Raw genomic sequence first — 18,436 nt, forward strand, 5'->3', positions numbered from 1 at the left:
GGTGTTCGGGCTGCTACTACAGTCGGGTCGTGCCCGGCGCGCCGCTCAAGCCGATGCTCGCGATGACCGGGCCGCTCCCGGCGGGTGACGGCTGGGCGTACGAGTTCAAGTGGGACGGCGTCCGCGCCCTGGCCGACATCTCAGGTGGCGGTCAGCACCTTTATGCCCGTTCCGGCGTGGAGATCACCGCCGCGTACCCGGAGTTGGCCACCCTGCCCGAGCAGGTCGACGACGCGCTGCTCGACGGTGAGGTGGTGCTGCTCGGCCAGGGCGGGCAACCGTCGTTCACAGCGCTGGCCGAGCGGATGCACGTCCGGGACCGGGCCAAGGCCGCCCGGCTGGCAGCTGTCATGCCGGTGACGTACATGATCTTCGACCTGCTCCGGCTGAACGGCGACGACCTGACCGGCTGGCCGTACGAGCGCCGCCGGGAGGCGCTGGACGCGCTCGCGCTCGGTGGCCTCCGGTGGGCGGTGCCGCCGATGTTCGCCGACGGGCCGGCCACCTACGAGGCGGCCGGTGAGCACGGCCTGGAGGGGGTGATGGCCAAGCGGGTCGGGGCCGTCTACCGCCCGGGGGTGCGCTCGCCGGACTGGGTGAAGGTCAAGCTGGAGGTGACCGGCGACTTCGTCATCGGCGGTTGGCGACCGGGCGCGCGCCGGATCGGCGGGCTGCTGGTCGGGGTGCCCGGCCCGGACGGCCGACTGATCTACCGGGGTCGGGTCGGCGGCGGGATCGGCGCGGCCATCGAGCGGCAGCTCCTCGCCGAGCTGGAGCCGCTGCGCTCCGGCGTGTCACCGTTCGCGCCGGGGATGCCACGCGAGGATGCGCGGGGCGCCATCTGGGTAACACCCCAGGTGGTGGTGGAGGTGAAGTACGGCCAGCGCACCCCCGACGGCCGGCTGCGCTTCCCCCGGGTGCTGCGGTTGCGCCCGGACAAGCCTCCGGAGGAGGTCGACGATGCCGGCTGAGCGGCTACGGGTGGACGTCGAAGGTCGCGCGCTGGAGTTGTCCAACCTGGACAAGGTGCTCTACCCGGCGGCCGGGTTCACCAAGGGTGAGGTGATCGACTACTACACCCGGATCTCCCCGGTGCTGCTGCCGCACCTGCGGGACCGACCGGTCACCCGGATCCGCTTCCCGAACGGGGTGGACGACAAGTCGTTCTTCGAGAAGAACACGCCGGCCGCGACCCCGGACTGGGTGCGGGTGGAGAACCTGCCGGCACCCGGGTCGACGAAGGGCCGGGAGACCATCGACTACGTGGTCGCCGACGACCTGCCCACCCTGGTCTGGCTGGCCAACCTGGCGGCGTTGGAGCTGCACACACCGCAGTGGAAGGTGGGCGAACACCCGGACATGATGGTCGTCGACCTGGACCCGGGCCCGCCGGCCGGGCTCGCCGAGTGTTGCCCGGTGGCGGTCCTGATGCGCGACCGCCTCGCCGACGACGGCATCGAGTCGTACCCGAAGACGTCCGGCAAGAAGGGCATGCAGCTCTGCTGCCCGATCGCCGGCACCCAGTCGTCCGACGTCGTCTCCGACTACGCCCGGCGGATCGCCCAGGAGTTGGAGAAGGCCCACCCGAAGCTGATCGTGTCGAAGATGGCGAAGAACCTCCGACCGGGCAAGGTCTTCATCGACTGGAGCCAGAACAACGCGGCGAAGACCACAGTGGCGCCGTACTCGCTGCGGGCCCAGTCGGTGCCGTCGGTGTCGACGCCACTGACCTGGGACGAGGTCGAGGCCGGCGCGCGCGGCCGGAAGCCGGCCGTCCGCCAGTTCACCGCCGCCGAGGTCCTGACCCGGGTCGAGGAGTACGACGACCTGCTCGGCCCGCTGCTCGACGGCGGTCCGGAACTCCCCTCGGCCTGACAACCTTCGGTGACCCCGCGGCGTGTAAGGCGCGTGACCGACCAACAGAAACCACTGTCCGCGGCGGACCGGTCCTACGTCGCGTTCGTCGAGGTGGCGTGGCAGCGACATATCCGGCTGGCCATGCTGCTCAGCGGCGACCGGTGGCGGGCCGAGGAACTGCTCCAGGACAGCCTGGTCAAGGTCTACGAGCGGTGGCGGCGGCTGTCCCGGCTCGGTGACCCGCACGCCTACCTGCGCCGGGCCCTGGTCAACAACCACACGTCGGCGTGGCGGCGGCGTCGCCGGGAGAGCCTCTTCGCGGACGTCCCCGACCGGGCCGCCGCGGCCGACGGCGTCGGCCCGGACGCCGTCGTGCTGCGCCGGGCGCTGATGTCACTGCCGGCCAAACAGCGAGCGGTGGTGGTGCTCCGCCACTACGAGGACCTGAGCGAGCGCGAGGTCGCCCAGGTGCTGGGTTGCTCGCTCGGCACCGTCAAGAGCCAGAACGCCCGCGCACTGGGCAAACTGCGCCACCTCCTTGAGGAATCCTTCGACTCGGTAAGCAGGTGATAGTCATGAACAACATCGATGACCGTCTCGCCCATCGGCTGCACGACATCGTCGACGGTGAGACGGACTCCGTACCCCCGGTGGGTGCGCTGATCGAGCGCGGCCGACGGGCCCGGCGGCGCCGGACCACCGCGCTCGTCGGTAGCACGTGCGCGCTGCTGGCGCTGGGCGTCGGCACCGCGCTGACCGTCCCGACGAACTCCCCGGCGGGCCGCTCCGACGTCACCACCCAGGCCGCGCCGCCGGAGCCGGCCTCGCCGGCGATGCGGCTGGTCTCGGCCGCCGCCGCCAGCGAGAACATCAGCTACCGGATGCGGCTGACCAACTCGGGCCGGGACGGGCTGACCTACGAGGGCGCGTTCGACCCGAAAACCGCTACCGGCTACGTCCGCGCGCCGCAGGACGACTCGGTCATGACCGAACTGCTGATCAACGGCACCAGGTACCAGGGCGGCGAACGCCCGCTGGGCCCGCTGCCGGCTGACAAGGGCCCGGGCGAGGCGTACGGCCGGTACGGGCAGTACCCGGGCACGTACGACCGGCTCTCCCTGCACGGCGACGGGAACGACGTGCTGGGTTCCGCCGAGCCCGACCCGGCTGCCCTGTTCGCGGCGTTGAAGCGGCAGAACGCGACAGTCACCGAGAATCCGGACGGCTCGCTGCACTTCAGCTATGCCGAGAGCGGCAGGGACGGGTCGAGCAACACGACCGGTGACGTCACGCTGGACCGCGACGGTCGGATCGCGACTGTGGCGCTCACCTTCACCTGGCAGTCGACGGCGAAGGGCCGTCTCGACACGGGGACGTCCAACTCGACCCTCGAACTGTTCGACTACGGCACCGCAGTGACTGTCGAACGCCCGACCGACGTCGTGATGGTCAAGGAGTAGGAACCGCGCGGCCCGGCGTCCACGCCTGTGGACGCCGGGCCTTGCCGGCTGCCGGATCAGCGGCGGCCGAAAACCTTGCGGCTGTCGCCGAGACGCAGCAGCACCGTCTTACCGGTGGTGGCCAACGGGATCAGCTCGCGGCGACGGGAACAGTCGGCGAGGCACGGCGCAGCCGCCACCAGGCGCCGCCGATCAGGGCGACAGTGACGACGGTGACCGCGACGTCGCCGGCCAGGGCCGCGGCCGGGCTCGCCGGGGAGTATGGCGGCACCAGGTACGCGAACGCGGCGGCCATGACCAGGCCCGCGGTGCCGGCAACAAGCACGTGCCGCTGCTCCCAGCCGTTCTGGGACGACCAGTACGCGACAAGCCCTCCGGCGACGACGGAGAGCGAAAGCGCGATGATCATCCCCGGCCAGCCGGGCGTCAGGTCGGAGCCGAGGCGGACGAGGACGAGGGGTAGACCGACCCAGAGTGGGTGCGGTGCCCGACGGGCCCGGCGCGGGCGAGGGTGACGCCAGCGGGGCAGCACTGCGACAGCGACCAGGGCGAGGACCACCACGGCGGCGAAGGCCAGTTGGAGCGGGCTGGCCAGGAAGCCCTTCCGGCCGCTGCTGTCGGAGAAGATCAACAGGCTGCCGAGCAGGTAGAGCACGCCCACCACGGCGAGACCGGGCCAGCCCAGCCAGGGCCGTAGCCGCCGTTCCGGCCCGAGGAACGACTCGATGAGCACTATCGGCGCGCAGATCGTCAGCAAGATGTGGTTGCCCACGTAGTCGAACGCCTGCCGGAGGCTGAAGTCGAGCCCCGGCACCAGCGTCGCCTCGGCGGCGGCCCGGGTGTCGGCGTACTGGGTGTCGTCGAGGAAGTCGCTGTTGAACAACGACTGGTCGACCAGCCCGGCCTGGAGCACGCCGAACGCGGCGGCGAGCAGCACTATCGTCGGCCAACCCGCGCCGAAGCGGCGGGCGGTCTCCCGGATCAGGAGCGCCGCGCCGCCGTACATCGGGCCCAGGAAGATCAGCACCGGGAGGAAGTCGTCGATGGCGAAGCCACCCCACGAGCACTCGGCCGCCCAGGGCGCGAGCAGCAGCAACGCGATCACCGGCAGGAGCCGCCGGCGCAACGGCAGGCGGCCAGCGTCGGCGGGGTGGTCGGCGGCGGGATGGTCGGCGGTGACGGGGTCGGGTCCGGTCGGCATCGGCGCTCCTCGGCGGCGTCTCGGGGATCGTTCCCCGCACACTGCGCGAGCCACCCGGTCACCCGATACGGCCATCGGCCGACGACCGGTGCGACCAAAGTCGTTGAGTACTGTGATGCCGACGTCGACCCGGGGAGCGTGGAGATGCAGCCAACCGTCACGGCCAACCTGGCGGCCCGGCCCGTCGAGGCCGAGCGTCCGCTGCTCAGCTACCGCGACGAGGCGACCGGCGAGCGCGTCGACCTGACGGCACAGCAGGTCGGCCAGTGGGCGGCCCGCAGCGCGAGCCTGCTGCGGGACGGCTGCCGGCTCGGCCCCGGCAGCCGCGTAGCGGTCCTGCTGCCGCCGCACTGGCGTACCGCCGCTGTGTTGTTGGGCGCCTGGGCCTCGGGCCTGGCGGTGTCGTTCCGACCGCGCGCCACGGCGGGCCTGGCGGTGCTCGAACCGGGCGGCGACCGGCCGTTCGACGCGGTCTTCGTGACGCCGGAGCGGCAGGACGACTGGCTGGAGGACGTGCCGGACGCGCCGCACCGCTATCTCGTCGGCACCGGGCCGGGGCGGCTGGACGACGTGCCGTTGGGCTGGTTGGACTGGTCCGCCGAGGTGCTCCGGCACGGCGACGGCACGCCCGACCACACTGCCATCCACCCGTCGGACCCGGCCACCGCTGACGGCACCACCTACGGTCAGTGGGGCGCGCTCGCCCAGGAGTTCGCCACGATGCTGGACCTGCACGCCGGCGACCGCCTACTGGTTGACGCCGCCGAGACCGAGCAGCCGCTGAAGTGGTTGCTCGCGCCACTCTCGGCCGGCGCGTCAGTGGTGATCAGCGCCAACCTCGACCCGGCGCGGCGGGACGCGGTAATCGTCGCCGAACAGGTGACCCGCGTCCTCTGAACCCCGCCGGAGCGGCCCAAACAGCGCTGGCCGATCCGGTTCCGTTACATCGCCATCTGCCCTGCTCAGAGGGTCTTTTGTCGATGCCGTCGGCGTGTTCTCATACCCGAACAGCGACGTCATCGACACCGCACCGTCTCCCTCATCGAAAGGTGCACCGATGCGCAGAAGACCGACCTTCCGACTGGCGGTCCTCACCGCCACCGCCGCGACGATCCTGGCGTCCGGCGGTGCCTCCGGGGCGCTCGCCACGGCCGCGCCAGCGACCGCCTCCCCGTCAGTCACCGCGTGTGAGCCGGGCACCGACGCGCACAGCGCGGCCCGGGTGGCCGAGGGCGCCGCCGCCCAGGAGCCGGCGCTGTACGCCACGAACGAAGCCAAGGCCTACGGCGTGATCAAAGACGCGCCGCGGCTGCCGAACGGCAGCGTCACGGTGCCGACGGTCTTCCACATGATCTCCGACCATCCGCTCACAGCAGCCGAGACGACCAGGTGGAACACCCTGATCGCCGCGCAGATGGCGGTGCTCAACGACTCGTTCGCGGGCCGTACGGCCGGAGACGCCTCGAACACGCCGTTCCGGTTCTCGCTCGTCGACACGACGTGGACGGTGAACAGCGCCTGGTACACGGTAGTGCCGGGCAAGAGCGAGCGGGACATGAAGAAGGCGCTGTACACCGGCGACTCGGAAACCCTCAACGTGTACGCGGCCAACATCGGCGACGGGCTGCTCGGCTGGGCGTACTTCCCGAAGGGTTACAACAACGGGCGCGGCTACATCGACGGCGTGGTGATGCTCGACGAGTCGATGCCTGGTGGTACGGCCGGCAAGTACGCCCTGGGCGACACGCTGACGCACGAGGTCGGGCACTGGCTGATGCTGGAGCACACCTTCGCGCACGGCTGCTCCGCTTCCGGCGACTTCGTGGCGGACACCCCGCGTGAGGCGGCGCCGCAGTTCGACTGCCCGGTGGGCGCGGACTCCTGCGCTGCGCCCGGGCTCGACCCGATCCACAACTTCATGGACTACACGGAGGACTCCTGCATGAACATGTTCACGGCCGGGCAGGCCGACCGGATGAGCGACGCCTGGATGGCGTTCCGGGCCGGCGGCGCCGGATAGCCCACTGGCGGTCGGGGTCGGCGGTTCGCTCTGCGGCGAACCGCCGACCCCTCTCGCTTCACCCTTCCGGTGGAGCCCGCTCGTTCCTTCGATCCTCACGTTTCGCCTGCTCCTACGCTTCGCCGAAGGTATCTGGCACGTTCATCGGCAGGGCGGGGGACACATGGCGTCGGGGCGTACACGTCGGACACTGGTGTCGGTGGTGGCCGGTGGACTGTTCGCTCTCGGCGTGGTCGCGCCCGGCCCAGCGGCGGCACCGCTGCCCCGGGCGGCCCAGGCCGACGGCCCTACCGTTCCCGAACCACGCGAGCCGCGCCCACCGCTGCTCCCCGCGGACTTTCAGGGCACCGGCCGGTACATCGTGCGGGACCTCGGCATCGACGTGCCGTTCTCCTGGCAGGGCCGCGACGGCAACAGCCAGATGACCGCCGGTGGCCCGGACCACCCGATCTGGTTCACGAACCTGATCTTCGAGAACACGCTCTACACACTCACCTACAGGTGGCCGAACATTCCGCTGTTCCCGCCCCGCGCGTGCAGCAAGGTGCCGGGGTTCTTCAACCGGCAGATCTTCAACGACAAGCTGAAGACCGCCCGCTACGTGGGGCCGGAGGTCCTGCAGGGTGAGAAGGACCGGCACGTGGACCACTGGCGGGTCGGGGTGGTCGGCGGCTCCACAGTGCCCGGGGAGTTCTTCCGGTTCCCGCTCGCGCTCGGCGACATCTACGTCGACCAGCACGACCCGAGTCGGTGGCGGCAGGTGTTGCAGTTCGGCCTGCAGAACCTCTTCGACCCGGAGCTGGACGAATGGTTCACCATGGACACCTTCGAGCACCGCCCCGGCGAGGTCACCCTCCCCGACCGCTGCCCACCCCCCACGTCCTGACCCATCCACTGCGTTGATCAAGAGGTTTGCGTCATCGATCGGCCCGATGATGACGCAAACCTCTTGATCAACAAGGGCAGGGCCAGAGTGGGGCCGGGTGGGGTTGGGTCTGGTTACAGGGCGAACAGCAGGGCGGCGTTCAGGAGTACGACCATGGCGGTGGCGAAGTGGATGCCGAAGGCGACGGCCTTCGTGCCGCCGTTGCGCAGCACGATGAGGGTGTCGCCCAGCGGAACGACCGCGACGACAAGCATGTACCACGCCACCGCCTCGGCAGTGGTGAAGGCGATCAGGGCGAGCCCGAGCAGCCCGAACGTGAGGTCCTTCAGTCCTTTGACGGTCAGGTAGGCGGGGTCGCCGTCCGGCTTGGCCGGTACGCCGTACCCGGCGGCTGCGGCCTGCGGCACCAGCAGGAACCGCGCACCGATGAAGGCGACGAAGAGGCTGAGTACGACGGCGAGCCCGTAGGCGAGGGGTGCCAGCATGGGTCTACTCCAATTCCTAGCGCTGCTAGATATGAGAGCGACGCTAGCAGAGCATCGACAGCTTCGCTAGCGGTGCTAGGGTTGCTCTCATGTCGACTCAGGCACGCCGCGAGCGCGAGCGGGCGGAACGGGAACGCGCCATCATCGCCGCTGCCCGCGACCTCGCCCTCGCGGAAGGCTGGGACGCGGTGACCACCCGGCGGCTCGCCGCCGAGATCGAATACAGCCAGCCCGTCCTCTACAGCCACTTCAAGGGCAAGGACGCCATCATGGCGGCGGTCGCCGTCGAGGGCTTCGCCGAACTGGCAACCGCGCTGGTGTCCGCCCGCGCCTCCGCGGCAGACCCACGACAGGCGGTCGCCGACGTCGCGGCGGCGTACGTCACGTTCGCCGAGCAGCGCCCAGCGCTCTATGACGCGATGTTCACCCTCGCCGTGGACTTGCCGTTCGCCAGCCAGACTGTCCCGACCGACCTGGCCCGGGGCTTCGCCGAGCTGGCCGAGACGGTGCGCCCGTTCGCCGGTGGCGGCGACCTGGAGACGCTCACCGAGACGTTCTGGAGCGGCCTGCACGGACTGGTCACGCTGATGCGCAGCGGCCGACTCCGCCGCCCCGGCCACGACCGCCGGCTGACGGTGCTGGTGGACCGCTTCTCCCGGTGAGCGCGCTCGCCGTCAGGGCCCAGGCGCACCCTGGGCCTACCGACGATTGGGCCGCAGCGGGTGCCGGGCGCAGGGCGCGAGGTGGTCGACCGGCAGGGGGCACCGCGCGCCGCCGGGCAGTGGTCGATCACAGAAGACCCAGTGTCGTACGCCCTGCTGGTCCTCCGCCGAGACGGTGACCCCGCCCGGCTCGACCAGCGCACTGAGTCGCACCAACACCCGAGCGGCGGTACGCGCGAAGATCCGGGCGCGCAGCAAATCCGGCGCGCTGATCGGCAGGTGGATCACCCAACGCCCGCTCATCGGTGGTGGCACCGTTCGAGAAGCTGACGGGGCTGCGGCAGATCGTCCCGCCTTCTCGTCGCACGTGGCTCCTCGCGCCGCCTCGGCAGCCGACGGAACAGGTTGCGCACGGTGACCGCCCTTCGTCGGATGCATCGGCGTGCAGGGGCGGCCTCCGCCGGTTGCGGTCGACGGAGACCGCCCCGCCCTGCGGCCGTCCGGGGGATACGGCGGCAGACCGCGCCGGGGGAGCGCGGCGGGTGAGGTCTCGGCGGCGATGCGAGACCAGTACGAGAGGCGCCAACCGACCGCAGCAGCACCGCATCACCGAGAGCGACGCTACCGATACTGAGTCACCTATGTCAAGGACGTCTCCGAGTCATCTACCCACCTATGTCACTCGCGCTACATACGTTGCCTGCGTCGAAGCGGCTGATCAATACTGGGCGAGCCAACCGACTGCAAGGGGCTCCACGTGCCTATCCCGCCCACTATGGACGAACTGCTCGACGACCTCCTGAAGAAGATCAAGAGCGGGGCCTATTCGCCTGGGTCCCAGCTCCCGTCCGGGCGCGTATTGGCAGACGAGTACGACGTCTCACAGTCCACGATCAGTCGGGCGGTGGCGAAGCTGCGGAAGCAGGGCGTGCTCGTTGGCCGTCCGGGGCGCGGAGTCTTCGTCGCGGAGTCCGCCAAGCGCTGACGCTCGTTGACCGCCGGGTCGTGCTCTACGAGGCCGCCGACCCGGAGTCGCCCGCGGCCCACCGCGCACTCGGACGCCCGATCCGTCCAGGACGGCCGACGGCCGATTCGTCGACGACGGTGGCTGGCCGATTCGTCCAGGACAGTCGACGGTCGATTCGTCTACGACATCAGGTCCATAGCGAGCACAAGAGACGCGGCGTCCCCGCTCGGCCGTGCCCCGCTCGCCCCTGCTCGCCCCGCGCCCCGTGCTCGCCCGCGCCTGCGACGCGCTGATCGACTCGGTCTTCAGGAAATCGGGGCATTGAGCTGCCCCGGACACCGCGACTTCCTGAAAACCGAGTCGATCAAGGCCATGCGTGCGTCAGTCGACAGTGGGCAGCTTCGGGCCGAGGACGTCGTCGGCGTCGACGATCGTGTACGCGTACCCCTGCTCGGCGAGGAAGCGCTGCCGGTGCGCTGCGTACTCCGTGTCGATCGTGTCCCGGGACACCACCGTGTAGAAGTGCGCCTGCCGGCCGTCGGCCTTCGGCCGGAGCACACGACCCAGCCGCTGCGCCTCCTCCTGGCGTGACCCGAACGTCCCGGACACCTGGATCGCCACCGCCGCCTCGGGCAGGTCGATGGAGAAGTTGCCGACCTTCGAGATGACCAAGGTCCGCAACGAACCGGACCGGAACGCGTCGAACAGCCGCTCCCGCTCCTTGTTCGTGGTCGAACCCTGGATGATCGGCGCGTCCAGGTATTCCCCGAGCTGGTGCAACTGGTCGATGTACGCGCCGATCACCAGCACCTGGTCGTCCGGGTGCCGCTCGACGAGCGCCTTGACCACCGGCAGCTTGGTGCGGGCGGTCGCCGCCATCCGGTAGCGCTCCTCCGCCTCCGCCGTCGCGTAGGACATCCGCTCCGCGTCGGTGAGGGTCACCCGGACCTCGGTGCACTCGGCCGGGGCGATCCAGCCCTGCGACTCGATGTCCTTCCACGGCGCGTCGTACCGCTTCGGCCCGATCAGGCTGAACACGTCACCCTCGCGGCCGTCCTCGCGTACCAGGGTCGCCGTGAGGCCCAGCCGGCGGCGAGCCTGGAGGTCCGCGGTGAACCGGAAGATCGGCGCGGGCAGCAGGTGCACCTCGTCGTAGACGACCAGGCCCCAGTCGCGGGCCCCGAAGAGGTCCAGGTGGGTGAACGCGCCGCCGCGCCGCGAGGTGAGCACCTGGTACGTGGCGATGGTGACCGGGCGGATCTCCTTGCGCTCGCCGGAGTACTCGCCGATCTCCTCCTCGGTCAGGGAGGTGCGGGCGATCAGCTCCCGCTTCCACTGCCGGCCGGCGACAGTATTGGTGACCAGGATCAGGGTGGTCGCCTTCGCCTCGGCCATCGCCGCCGCGCCGACCAGGGTCTTGCCGGCGCCGCAGGGCAGCACCACCACCCCCGACCCGCCGGCCCAGAACGCCTCCACGGCCTCCCGCTGGTACGAGCGCAGCGTCCACGGCTTGCGCCCGTCCTTGCCGGCCTCGGCCAGCTCGATCGGGTGCGCCTCACCGTCGACGTAACCGGCCAGGTCCTCCGCCGGCCAGCCCAGCTTGAGCAGCGCCTGCTTGAGCCGGCCACGCTCGGACGGGTGCACCCGGATGGTGTCGTCGTCGATCTTGTCGCCGAGCATTCCGGCGAGCTTCTTGCTCTTCGCCACCTCGATCAGCACCAGCCGGTCCAGTGCGCGCAGCACCAGCCCGTACGCCGGGTCGTTGGCGAGCTGAAGCCGGCCGTACCGGTCCATCGTCTCGGCCACGTCCACCAGCAGGGCGTGCGGCACCGGGTAGCGGGAGTACTTGAGCAGCGAATCCACGACGCCCTCGGCGTCGTGCCCCGCCGCGCGGGCGTTCCACAGGCCCAGCGGGGTCAGCCGGTAGGTGTGCACGTGCTCCGGCGAGCGTTCCAGCTCCGCGAACGGCGCGATCGCCATCCGGCAGGCCTGCGCGTCGGGGTGGTCGATCTCCAGCAGCAGGGTCTTGTCCGACTGCACGATCAGTGGTCCACCGCTCACGCCAGCGTCCTCTCCTCGGTTGGCCGACCGGCCGGAACGGGTCGCATACCCGCTGCTGGCCGACCATCCAGTGTTGCACGATGCGGGACTGCGGAAGAAAGATGCTCACCGGGCGCAACCGTGATGGCACTCACGAACGTCTAGTAAAGGGACGACTGTCTGGGGAGGGCCCATGAAGCATGTTCGGATCGCCTCCCGGCTGGTTGCCCTCGTGGTGGTCGTGCTGGTCGGCGCGGGAGCGTGCGCGTTCGATCCGCAGTCCGGCGGGAGTGGTGGCGGGGGAGCCGCCCCGGCCGGTGCGGCGGAACAGGCAACGGGGGCGGGCGACACGTCCGGACCCGACCAGCACGGCCGACCCACACCGGCCGCGCCCACAACGAAGCCCTCCCGGAAACCCACCCCAACGCCGACCCGCGCGGCACCCACCACGACCCCCGGCACCGGTACGCCGACAGTCGCCGGCTGCCCCCAGGGGCAGCACCAGCGTGCGGTGGAGACCCACCTGGCCCGGTTGGGTGGGTTCGGGGCGGTGACAGTGGACGGCCGGCAGTCCGCCGCCGACTGCGCGGCGATCAAGAAGTTCCAGAAGAGGTACGGCATTCGCCCCGTCGAGGGTCGCGCCGGACCAACCACCCTCGACGTGGCCCAGCGCCTCGCCACCACCGACACGACCCGCTGCAAGGCCGGCACCGGCACCACGTTCTGCGTGGACCTGACCCGGCAGACCGTCTGGGCGCTTCGCGGCGGCAAGGTGATCATGGCACCGACGGTGACCCGCACCGGCATGTCCGGCTACCGCACCCCGGCCGGCACGTACGCAGTCAACTACCGGAACCCGAAGGAATGGTCGAACCCGTACGAGGTGTGGCTGCCGTACTGGCAGCACTTCACCCAGGGGATGGGCTTCCACGAGACCACCACCTACCTGCACGAAAAGTCGATCGGCTCGCACGGGTGCGTCAACCTCCTGCACGCCGACGCCGTCCGGATGTGGGAGCTCGGCAAGGTCGGCACCCGGGTGGTGCTGATCGGCCGACGCCCCGGCACCTGAGTGCCGCCGAGCGAATCGCGGCGATAACCCCCTGTCCGACCGGACCAACGAGTGTCACCCTTGGAGTCCAGGGCCGGACCGGGCGGGGAGGCTGGGCATGACGGTCGACCGTGACGTGATCGCGGAGCACGAGCACGCACCACCCGACGAGGTGTCCCGAGCGACTGTGATCGCGTACGCCGTCGCGGCGACGCTCCTCCTCGGGTGGTTCCTCTTCGGCTGGCTGGTGCTCCAGCAGGGCTTCGTCGACTCGGTCGGGGAATCCGCGGGCGCCGGCTTCGCGCTGCTGCTGATCATCTCGGTGGTCGGCACCGTACGCCGCAGCCGCCGCTGACCGACGGCGCCCGCGCGGTGCCGCCGTCGGTCAGTCCGCCACCACCGCCGCGGTGATCCGGTGCAGCGCGAACGTGTGCAGCATCTCGGTCCGTTCGTCCTCGGCCCGCAGATAGCCGGCACCGATCGAGACCGGCTTGAGCAGGCGTGACGCCGTCGCCCCGTGCGCGTCGACGTAACCGACCCAGACCAGCGCCTTGTCCCGGACCGCCTGCTGGAGCACCGCCAGGGCCTCGCTGTGGGTGTGCGCCGGCACCGGGCCGCCGCCCAGCCCTGGCGCACCGCCGCGTACCACCGCCGGTGCCCGTCGGGCGGCCCGCGCCGCCGCGTCGCCTCGCCGGATGTGCTCCACCACGCCGAGCAGCCGGGGCATGGGCAGCTTCGGGGCGGCCAGCGGGTCGATCGTCCTGGTGGTCACCGACACCCGGGGCGGGGCCCGCCGGATTCGCGGCCGGGTCAGCACCGTGCTGCCGGTGCCGTCCTCCTGCACCGGGGCGTACCCCGCGTCGCGCAGCGCGCCCAGCAGCCGACCAACCTGGTACTGCGTACACAGCACCGTCGGCGCGAGCCGGCGCAGCGCCAACGACTCCAACCGCCGGTCGGCCAACACCTCGCTGATCAGCGTCTCGTCGTCGCTGCGCAGGTACGCCCCGGCCAGGCCGACCCGCAGCCCGCCGTGCTTACGGGCCACGTCGTCGATCAGGTAGGTGAGCCCCTGTGGCACCGGGGTACGTGACCGACGCCGGAACACGTCGTGCAGGTCGTCGGCCGTGTAGCCGGAATCCAGGGCCCGCCGCACGCTCGCCGTGGTGACACGGTGCACACTGGCCCCGCCGGCCGATTCGAGTTCGGTCATCGCCTCCAACTCGACGGCGAGCGCCGGTTCGGGTGGGCCGGGCACCACCACTGTCAGGTCGGCCTGCACCAGGAAGTGGTCGACCGGTGCGGGCAGCAACGCGTCCAGCGCCCGTGCGGCACCGGACGGCTCGCCGCTCTCGACGTCGGCGTGCACGCCCAGCGGGTCGTCACCCCGCTCGTCGGTCGACGTCAGGTCCCCCAGCAGCAGCCGACCGTACGAGGTGAGCGCCCCCAGCCCTGTCACGCCCAACTGTGCGGCCTCGGCCAGCACCTCCCGGTGGGCGGCGTCCCGGCCCCGGCTACGACGCGGGGCCCGCCAGTCCAGCAGCTCCTGCACCTCCTGCGGGGTGGGTGCCGTCGCCGGCTCCAGATCGGCGAGTACGCCGAGCACCGCCCGTCGGGTGGCCGGCACTCCGGCCCGCTCGGCCTCGGCGGAGAGCGCAGTGATCGGCCGGTCCCGGTCGTCACGGCGGCCCACCAGCCCCACCTGCCGGGTCATGGTCAGCCACGCTCGGGCGAGCTGCTCCCACCGTTGGGCCAGCGAGGCGGCCCGCCACACCTCGTACCCACCGGTCGGCAGCACCTGCTGATCCGCCCCGTACCGGCCGGTGGTCGCACCGGGCATCTCCAGCTCACCGAGGAGCCCCGCCGCGTACGCCACCTCCAGCAGCAGCGCCGTGGTGGGTTCGTCCAGCCCGCCGGTACGTGCCAATCGCCGCAGGTCCCGTACACCGATGCCACCCGAACGCAGCACCGGCGCGGGCTCGTCGGCGAGCTGCTCCAGCAGCCCTTCGGTGTTTCGGACCACATCCATGGTCTGGCCGGCCCCGGCCGAGTCGACAGCTTTCGGCTCGCGCGGCGCGGCGGCCACCGGCGGTGGGCTGGTACGCAGCGGCCCGAGGGGGCCGCTGTCGCGGCGCAGCAGCAGGCCGACCTCGCGGGGCAGCTCCACAGTTCCGCTGGCCGTGGACGAGCCTGTCGTCGCCGGGACCAGCAGTCGGTTGTCGACGAGCCACCGCACCGGGGAGCCGGTCGGGGCGCCCCCGTTGGTCGGGTCGGTGAGGACCGGGTCCGCCGCGCCGAGCGGGGGCGCCTGCAACGCCCCCGGCGGCACGCTGCCCACCGGCGGGCCGGCCGCCAACCGGTCCAGGATCGCCCGGGCCGAGGGTGGGGCGGCGAGCACCGTCCGTCGGAGCTTCGCCGGGTCCGCGCAGAGCGCGGCAGTGCGCGGGTCCAGCTCCGCGGCTGGTCGGCCGAGCCCAGCGGGGTACGGGGAGACCTCGTCGACGGCGGGCAGCACCTGGAGCGCGTGCTCCGGGCCGTACAGCAGGAATAGCGCACGCAGTCGGCCCACGGCGGCCCGGACGGCCGTCGGAGCCGGCGGTTGCGGCCCGGAGGTCGCCATCGCGAGCACGGTGTCGGTGGCGGTGGTGGCGTCGTCCGGATTCCGGGTGAGCCGGGCGGCGTCGAGGATCTGGAGGGTGAACTGGTCCAGACCGTCCAGCGCGCGGGCCACGGAGACCCGGGACTGGGCCCGGATGGCCAGGGCGGAGACGTCGGCCGGCACGGGCACGACGAGGTCGGGCCGCAGCTGGAGGAGCGCGGCCAGTGACTCGTCGGGCAGCGACCGCAGGTGGTCGGCGAGTGAGGTGGTCATCGTCTTTCCACGCTAGCCCGGCACCGGGCTTCCGCGCCCCTCGGACGTCCGGTCGACCGGGAGTAGCCGGTACGTTTCTCGACATGCCCGCACTGACCGTCGGATTCGACCTCGACATGACCCTGGTGGACTCCCGCCCCGGCATCGCCGCGACGTACCGGGCGTTGACCGCGAGGACCGGTGTGCCGGTCGATGCCGAACTGGCGGTGTCCCGGCTCGGGCCGCCGCTGCGTACCGAGATCGCGCACTGGTTCCCGCCGGAGCAGGTCGAGTCGGCCGTGCGGGTGTATCGCGAGCTCTACCCGGCGTACGCGATCACCCCGACGCTCCTGCTGCCCGGCGCGCGGGAGGCCGTCGAGGCGATCCGTGCGCGGGGTGGCCGGGTGCTGGTCGTCACATCCAAGATCGGTCGGCTGGCCCGGTTGCACCTGGACCACCTCGGTCTCACTGTCGACGAGTTGGCCGGCGACCTGTTCGCCGAGCAGAAGGCGACAGCCCTGCGGGAGCACGGCGCCACCCACTACGTCGGTGACCATGTCGCGGACATGGTGGCGGCGGCGGCGGCCGGGGTGCCCGGCATCGCTGTGGCGACCGGCCCGTGCTCCGCCGATGAGCTGCGCGCGGCCGGGGCGGAAGTGGTGCTGGAGGAGCTCACCGAATTCCCAGCGGCGCTCGACGGGATGATCCAGCTAGCCTTGGAGCAGTAGCGGCTCAAGTGAAGCAGGGGTTTTCAGGTGCCTACGGGTCGAGTGAAGTGGTACGACACGGCCAAGGGATACGGCTTCGTCACGAGTGACGAGGGCGGCGACGTGTTCCTGCCCAAGGGGGCGCTGCCGGCGGGTGTCACCGACCTCAAGGGTGGCCAGCGGGTCGACTTCAGCGTGGTGGACAGCCGCCGGGGCGCGCAGGCCATGGGGGTCAAGCTGCTGGACGCGCCGCCGTCGATGGCAGAGCTACGTCGTCGGCCGGCCGAGGAGCTGCACGGCCTGGTCGAAGACATGATCAAGGTGCTGGAGGCGAAGGTCCAGCCGGACCTGCGCCGGGGTCGGTACCCGGACAGGAAGGCCGCGCAGAAGATCGCTCAGCTGGTCCACGCGGTGGCCCGCGAGCTGGAGGTCTGAGGCACCAGGCCAGCGGTGGCGGCCCGGTCGAGCAGTGCCGCCACCGCGGCGAAACCGGCCTCGCCCAGGTCCGCTGTGAACTCGTTGACGTAAAGGCCGATGTGCCGGTCGACCACGTCGAGCTCCATCTCCTGGGCGTGCGCCAGCACGTACTCCCGGCTGGCCGCCGGGTCCGCCCAGGCCTGCCGGACCGACTCGCGGACCCAGCCGGCCGCGGCCTCCGGGTCGACCGCCCCGCGTCGGGCCAGGATCGCGCCGAGGGGGATGGGCAGACCGGTGTCGGCCTCCCACCATTCGCCGAGGTCGACAAGGGCGCTCAGGCCGTGCCGGTGGTAGGTGAACCGGGCCTCGTGGATGACCAGCCCAGCGTCGTAGCGCCCAGCCGCCACGCCCGGCATGATCTCGTGGAACGGAACCACCTCGATCCGGGCCGGTGGCCGCCCGGCCGACCAGAGCCGGAACAGCAGGTACGCGGTGGTCCGGTCACCCGGCACCGCCACCGTCGCACCGGTCAGGTCGGTGCGGTCCGGCCCGCCGTCACTGTCGCCCCGGGTGAGCACCAGCGGACCGCAACCGCGACCGAGGGCGCCGCCGCAGGGCAGCAGGTGGTAGTCGTCGAGCAGCCACGGCAGCGCCGCGAAGCTCACCTTCACCAGGTCGAACGCGCCCCGCTCGGCCGCCGTGTTCGTGACGTCCACGTCGGCGTACGTCACCTCGACCGGCGGCGCGCCGGGCACCTGCCCGTGCACCAGCGCGTGGAAGACGAACGTGTCGTTGGGGCAGGGCGAGATAGCCAGGGAGAGCGCCACACCCTCACGGTAGCCCCGCCCTCCGCCCGGGGTCGGTGCCCACCCCACGACTGTGATCCGCAGCGGTGTTCCGAGTCGGAGCGAGGCGGCGGCACGAACCCGGCGGAAGCCTCGCCGGGTGGAAGGGACGCGTGGGAACGACCGACCCGGCCGGGTCCAGCACCTGCCCAGGTCTCCCTTTGGAGCTGATGCCACAAACGAATCGCCCGGCGTCGGCGATCGTGGGTCTGAAACCGGACACGCTGCGTACCTGGGAGCATGGGTCGGGCGGTGATGTCGCAGACGGTTCAGCTCCAAAGGGGCTCGCGGGAGTAGGTCGTCCACCGAGCGGAGCGGTTGTCCACAGCGTTATCCACAGCCCGACGCGGGGGTGTTGATCGCGCACTGACCAGCCGGGACCATCGGCCTGTGACCGAGGCGAGTGACAACACCGACGAGGCCGGCGGAGCCGATCTCGGGCAGGCGCTCCGTGCGTCGCGTCGACGGGCCGATCTGAGTCAGCGACAGTTGGCCGAGAAGTCCGGGGTGCCTCAGCCGACGCTGGCCCGGATCGAGTCGGGGCGGGCAAGCGATCCCCGATACCGGACAGTGGAACGCCTCGTGCAGGCAGCGGGTGGGCAGCTGGCCATCGGCGTCCCGGCATCCATCTCCGGCTTCGCCGAGCCCGTGCCGGTTCCGCACGACGACATGCGGGACGAGGCAGGCCGCCGATACCCGGCTCACCTGGACGTGTGGCCGGTCCACGAACCTCGGGACTGGCCCGGCGCCTGGTGGGCGGAGTGGTACCGGTTGCCTCCCGAGCGGTATCCACTTCCGCTGCCAACGGCCGCGTACGAGCTGAACCGGCGCTATCGCGACAACCGACGGTGGGGTGCCGAGGTGCAACGGACCGCCGGGGGCTGCGGCACCGAACTGCTACTGGCGTGCGGCTTCGAGATCGAGGGGCGCCGTCCGGCCGCACTGCGCCTGGGCCCTCCGGGCAAGCGCTGGTTCCTCTGAGCCTCGGCT

20 protein-coding genes are annotated in these 18,436 nt (G+C 71.4%); 14 read left to right on the forward strand and 6 right to left on the reverse strand.

The window, feature by feature from the left end; all coding sequences use genetic code 11:
* The first annotated feature begins 29 nt into the window (after positions 1 to 29).
* Genes ligD (MED01_RS13285) through MED01_RS13300 form a run of 4 tightly spaced genes read left to right on the forward strand, consistent with a single transcriptional unit; the run spans position 30 to position 3,317 of the window.
* Positions 30 to 971, forward strand: coding sequence for a non-homologous end-joining DNA ligase (gene ligD / locus MED01_RS13285; protein WP_238668857.1), 942 nt, complete (start codon positions 30 to 32; stop codon positions 969 to 971).
* Positions 961 to 1,875 (forward strand): non-homologous end-joining DNA ligase, encoded by a 915-nt coding sequence (ligD, locus tag MED01_RS13290; RefSeq protein ID WP_238668858.1) that lies wholly within the window; start codon positions 961 to 963, stop codon positions 1,873 to 1,875. The genes ligD (MED01_RS13285) and ligD (MED01_RS13290) overlap by 11 nt, the downstream gene beginning before the upstream one ends.
* 33 nt (positions 1,876 to 1,908) lie before the next feature.
* The gene (locus tag MED01_RS13295) at positions 1,909 to 2,427 is read left to right on the forward strand and encodes a SigE family RNA polymerase sigma factor (RefSeq protein WP_238668860.1); all 519 of its coding nucleotides are present in this window, start codon (positions 1,909 to 1,911) and stop codon (positions 2,425 to 2,427) included.
* A 5-nt stretch (positions 2,428 to 2,432) separates the two neighbouring features.
* A complete protein-coding gene (locus MED01_RS13300) occupies positions 2,433 to 3,317 on the forward strand; it encodes a hypothetical protein (RefSeq protein WP_238668861.1) in 885 nt (294 codons plus the stop codon).
* Between the two features lie 130 nt (positions 3,318 to 3,447).
* Here the strand turns inward: MED01_RS13300 and MED01_RS13305 are convergent, their stop codons facing one another.
* On the reverse strand, positions 3,448 to 4,518 hold the full coding sequence (locus MED01_RS13305) for a hypothetical protein (protein ID WP_238668863.1): 1,071 nt from the start codon (positions 4,516 to 4,518) through the stop codon (positions 3,448 to 3,450).
* A gap of 144 nt (positions 4,519 to 4,662) precedes the next feature.
* Between MED01_RS13305 and MED01_RS13310 the strand changes: the two genes are divergently transcribed.
* The 3 genes from MED01_RS13310 to MED01_RS13320 all read left to right on the forward strand — a co-directional run bounded on the left by MED01_RS13310 (position 4,663) and on the right by MED01_RS13320 (position 7,424).
* Positions 4,663 to 5,415: a TIGR03089 family protein gene (locus tag MED01_RS13310; RefSeq protein WP_238668864.1), complete on the forward strand. Its 753-nt coding sequence runs from the start codon at positions 4,663 to 4,665 to the stop codon at positions 5,413 to 5,415.
* A gap of 160 nt (positions 5,416 to 5,575) precedes the next feature.
* Positions 5,576 to 6,538: a zinc metalloprotease gene (locus tag MED01_RS13315; RefSeq protein ID WP_238668866.1), complete on the forward strand. Its 963-nt coding sequence runs from the start codon at positions 5,576 to 5,578 to the stop codon at positions 6,536 to 6,538.
* Between the two features lie 199 nt (positions 6,539 to 6,737).
* Positions 6,738 to 7,424 (forward strand): hypothetical protein, encoded by a 687-nt coding sequence (locus tag MED01_RS13320; RefSeq protein WP_238668867.1) that lies wholly within the window; start codon positions 6,738 to 6,740, stop codon positions 7,422 to 7,424.
* Between the two features lie 113 nt (positions 7,425 to 7,537).
* Here the strand turns inward: MED01_RS13320 and MED01_RS13325 are convergent, their stop codons facing one another.
* Positions 7,538 to 7,909: a DUF4267 domain-containing protein gene (locus MED01_RS13325; RefSeq protein ID WP_238668868.1), complete on the reverse strand. Its 372-nt coding sequence runs from the start codon at positions 7,907 to 7,909 to the stop codon at positions 7,538 to 7,540.
* Positions 7,910 to 7,998: 89 nt separating this feature from the next.
* Here MED01_RS13325 and MED01_RS13330 point away from each other — a divergent pair, with 89 nt between their 5' ends.
* Complete coding sequence (locus MED01_RS13330; protein ID WP_238668870.1) at positions 7,999 to 8,571, forward strand: TetR/AcrR family transcriptional regulator; 573 nt, start codon at positions 7,999 to 8,001, stop codon at positions 8,569 to 8,571.
* Between the two features lie 36 nt (positions 8,572 to 8,607).
* Here MED01_RS13330 and MED01_RS13335 read toward each other — a convergent pair whose 3' ends face one another.
* Positions 8,608 to 8,874 (reverse strand): hypothetical protein, encoded by a 267-nt coding sequence (locus MED01_RS13335; RefSeq protein WP_238668872.1) that lies wholly within the window; start codon positions 8,872 to 8,874, stop codon positions 8,608 to 8,610.
* A gap of 472 nt (positions 8,875 to 9,346) precedes the next feature.
* Between MED01_RS13335 and MED01_RS13340 the strand changes: the two genes are divergently transcribed.
* Complete coding sequence (locus tag MED01_RS13340) at positions 9,347 to 9,556, forward strand: GntR family transcriptional regulator (protein ID WP_238668873.1); 210 nt, start codon at positions 9,347 to 9,349, stop codon at positions 9,554 to 9,556.
* Between the two features lie 363 nt (positions 9,557 to 9,919).
* Here the strand turns inward: MED01_RS13340 and MED01_RS13345 are convergent, their stop codons facing one another.
* Positions 9,920 to 11,599, reverse strand: coding sequence for a DNA repair helicase XPB (locus MED01_RS13345; protein WP_238668875.1), 1,680 nt, complete (start codon positions 11,597 to 11,599; stop codon positions 9,920 to 9,922).
* A 172-nt stretch (positions 11,600 to 11,771) separates the two neighbouring features.
* Between MED01_RS13345 and MED01_RS13350 the strand changes: the two genes are divergently transcribed.
* Entirely contained in the window at positions 11,772 to 12,650 is an 879-nt protein-coding gene (locus MED01_RS13350) for a L,D-transpeptidase family protein (protein ID WP_238668876.1), read from the forward strand.
* Positions 12,651 to 12,747: 97 nt separating this feature from the next.
* Positions 12,748 to 12,984 carry a hypothetical protein gene (locus MED01_RS13355; RefSeq protein ID WP_091395293.1) on the forward strand — a complete coding sequence of 79 codons (237 nt, stop codon included), beginning with the start codon at positions 12,748 to 12,750 and terminating at the stop codon, positions 12,982 to 12,984.
* Between the two features lie 30 nt (positions 12,985 to 13,014).
* On the opposite strand, the gene MED01_RS13360 is transcribed toward MED01_RS13355, so the two are convergent.
* Positions 13,015 to 15,498: a helicase-associated domain-containing protein gene (locus MED01_RS13360; protein WP_238668878.1), complete on the reverse strand. Its 2,484-nt coding sequence runs from the start codon at positions 15,496 to 15,498 to the stop codon at positions 13,015 to 13,017.
* Positions 15,499 to 15,581: 83 nt separating this feature from the next.
* Between MED01_RS13360 and MED01_RS13365 the strand changes: the two genes are divergently transcribed.
* Together MED01_RS13365 and MED01_RS13370 are read left to right on the forward strand one after the other, a co-directional pair.
* A complete protein-coding gene (locus MED01_RS13365) occupies positions 15,582 to 16,205 on the forward strand; it encodes an HAD family hydrolase (protein ID WP_238668879.1) in 624 nt (207 codons plus the stop codon).
* A gap of 27 nt (positions 16,206 to 16,232) precedes the next feature.
* Complete coding sequence (locus MED01_RS13370) at positions 16,233 to 16,619, forward strand: cold-shock protein (protein ID WP_030329652.1); 387 nt, start codon at positions 16,233 to 16,235, stop codon at positions 16,617 to 16,619.
* On the opposite strand, the gene MED01_RS13375 is transcribed toward MED01_RS13370, so the two are convergent.
* Positions 16,580 to 17,428 (reverse strand): 1,4-dihydroxy-6-naphtoate synthase, encoded by an 849-nt coding sequence (locus MED01_RS13375; protein ID WP_238668881.1) that lies wholly within the window; start codon positions 17,426 to 17,428, stop codon positions 16,580 to 16,582. The two genes, MED01_RS13370 and MED01_RS13375, sit on opposite strands and share 40 nt — an antisense overlap.
* Positions 17,429 to 17,836: 408 nt before the next feature.
* On the opposite strand from MED01_RS13375, the gene MED01_RS13380 reads away from it, so the two are divergent.
* Positions 17,837 to 18,427 (forward strand): helix-turn-helix domain-containing protein, encoded by a 591-nt coding sequence (locus MED01_RS13380; RefSeq protein ID WP_238668882.1) that lies wholly within the window; start codon positions 17,837 to 17,839, stop codon positions 18,425 to 18,427.
* Positions 18,428 to 18,436 lie beyond the last annotated feature (9 nt).

This window comes from Micromonospora alfalfae (assembly GCF_022230925.1).
GTDB lineage: Bacteria > Actinomycetota > Actinomycetes > Mycobacteriales > Micromonosporaceae > Micromonospora > Micromonospora alfalfae.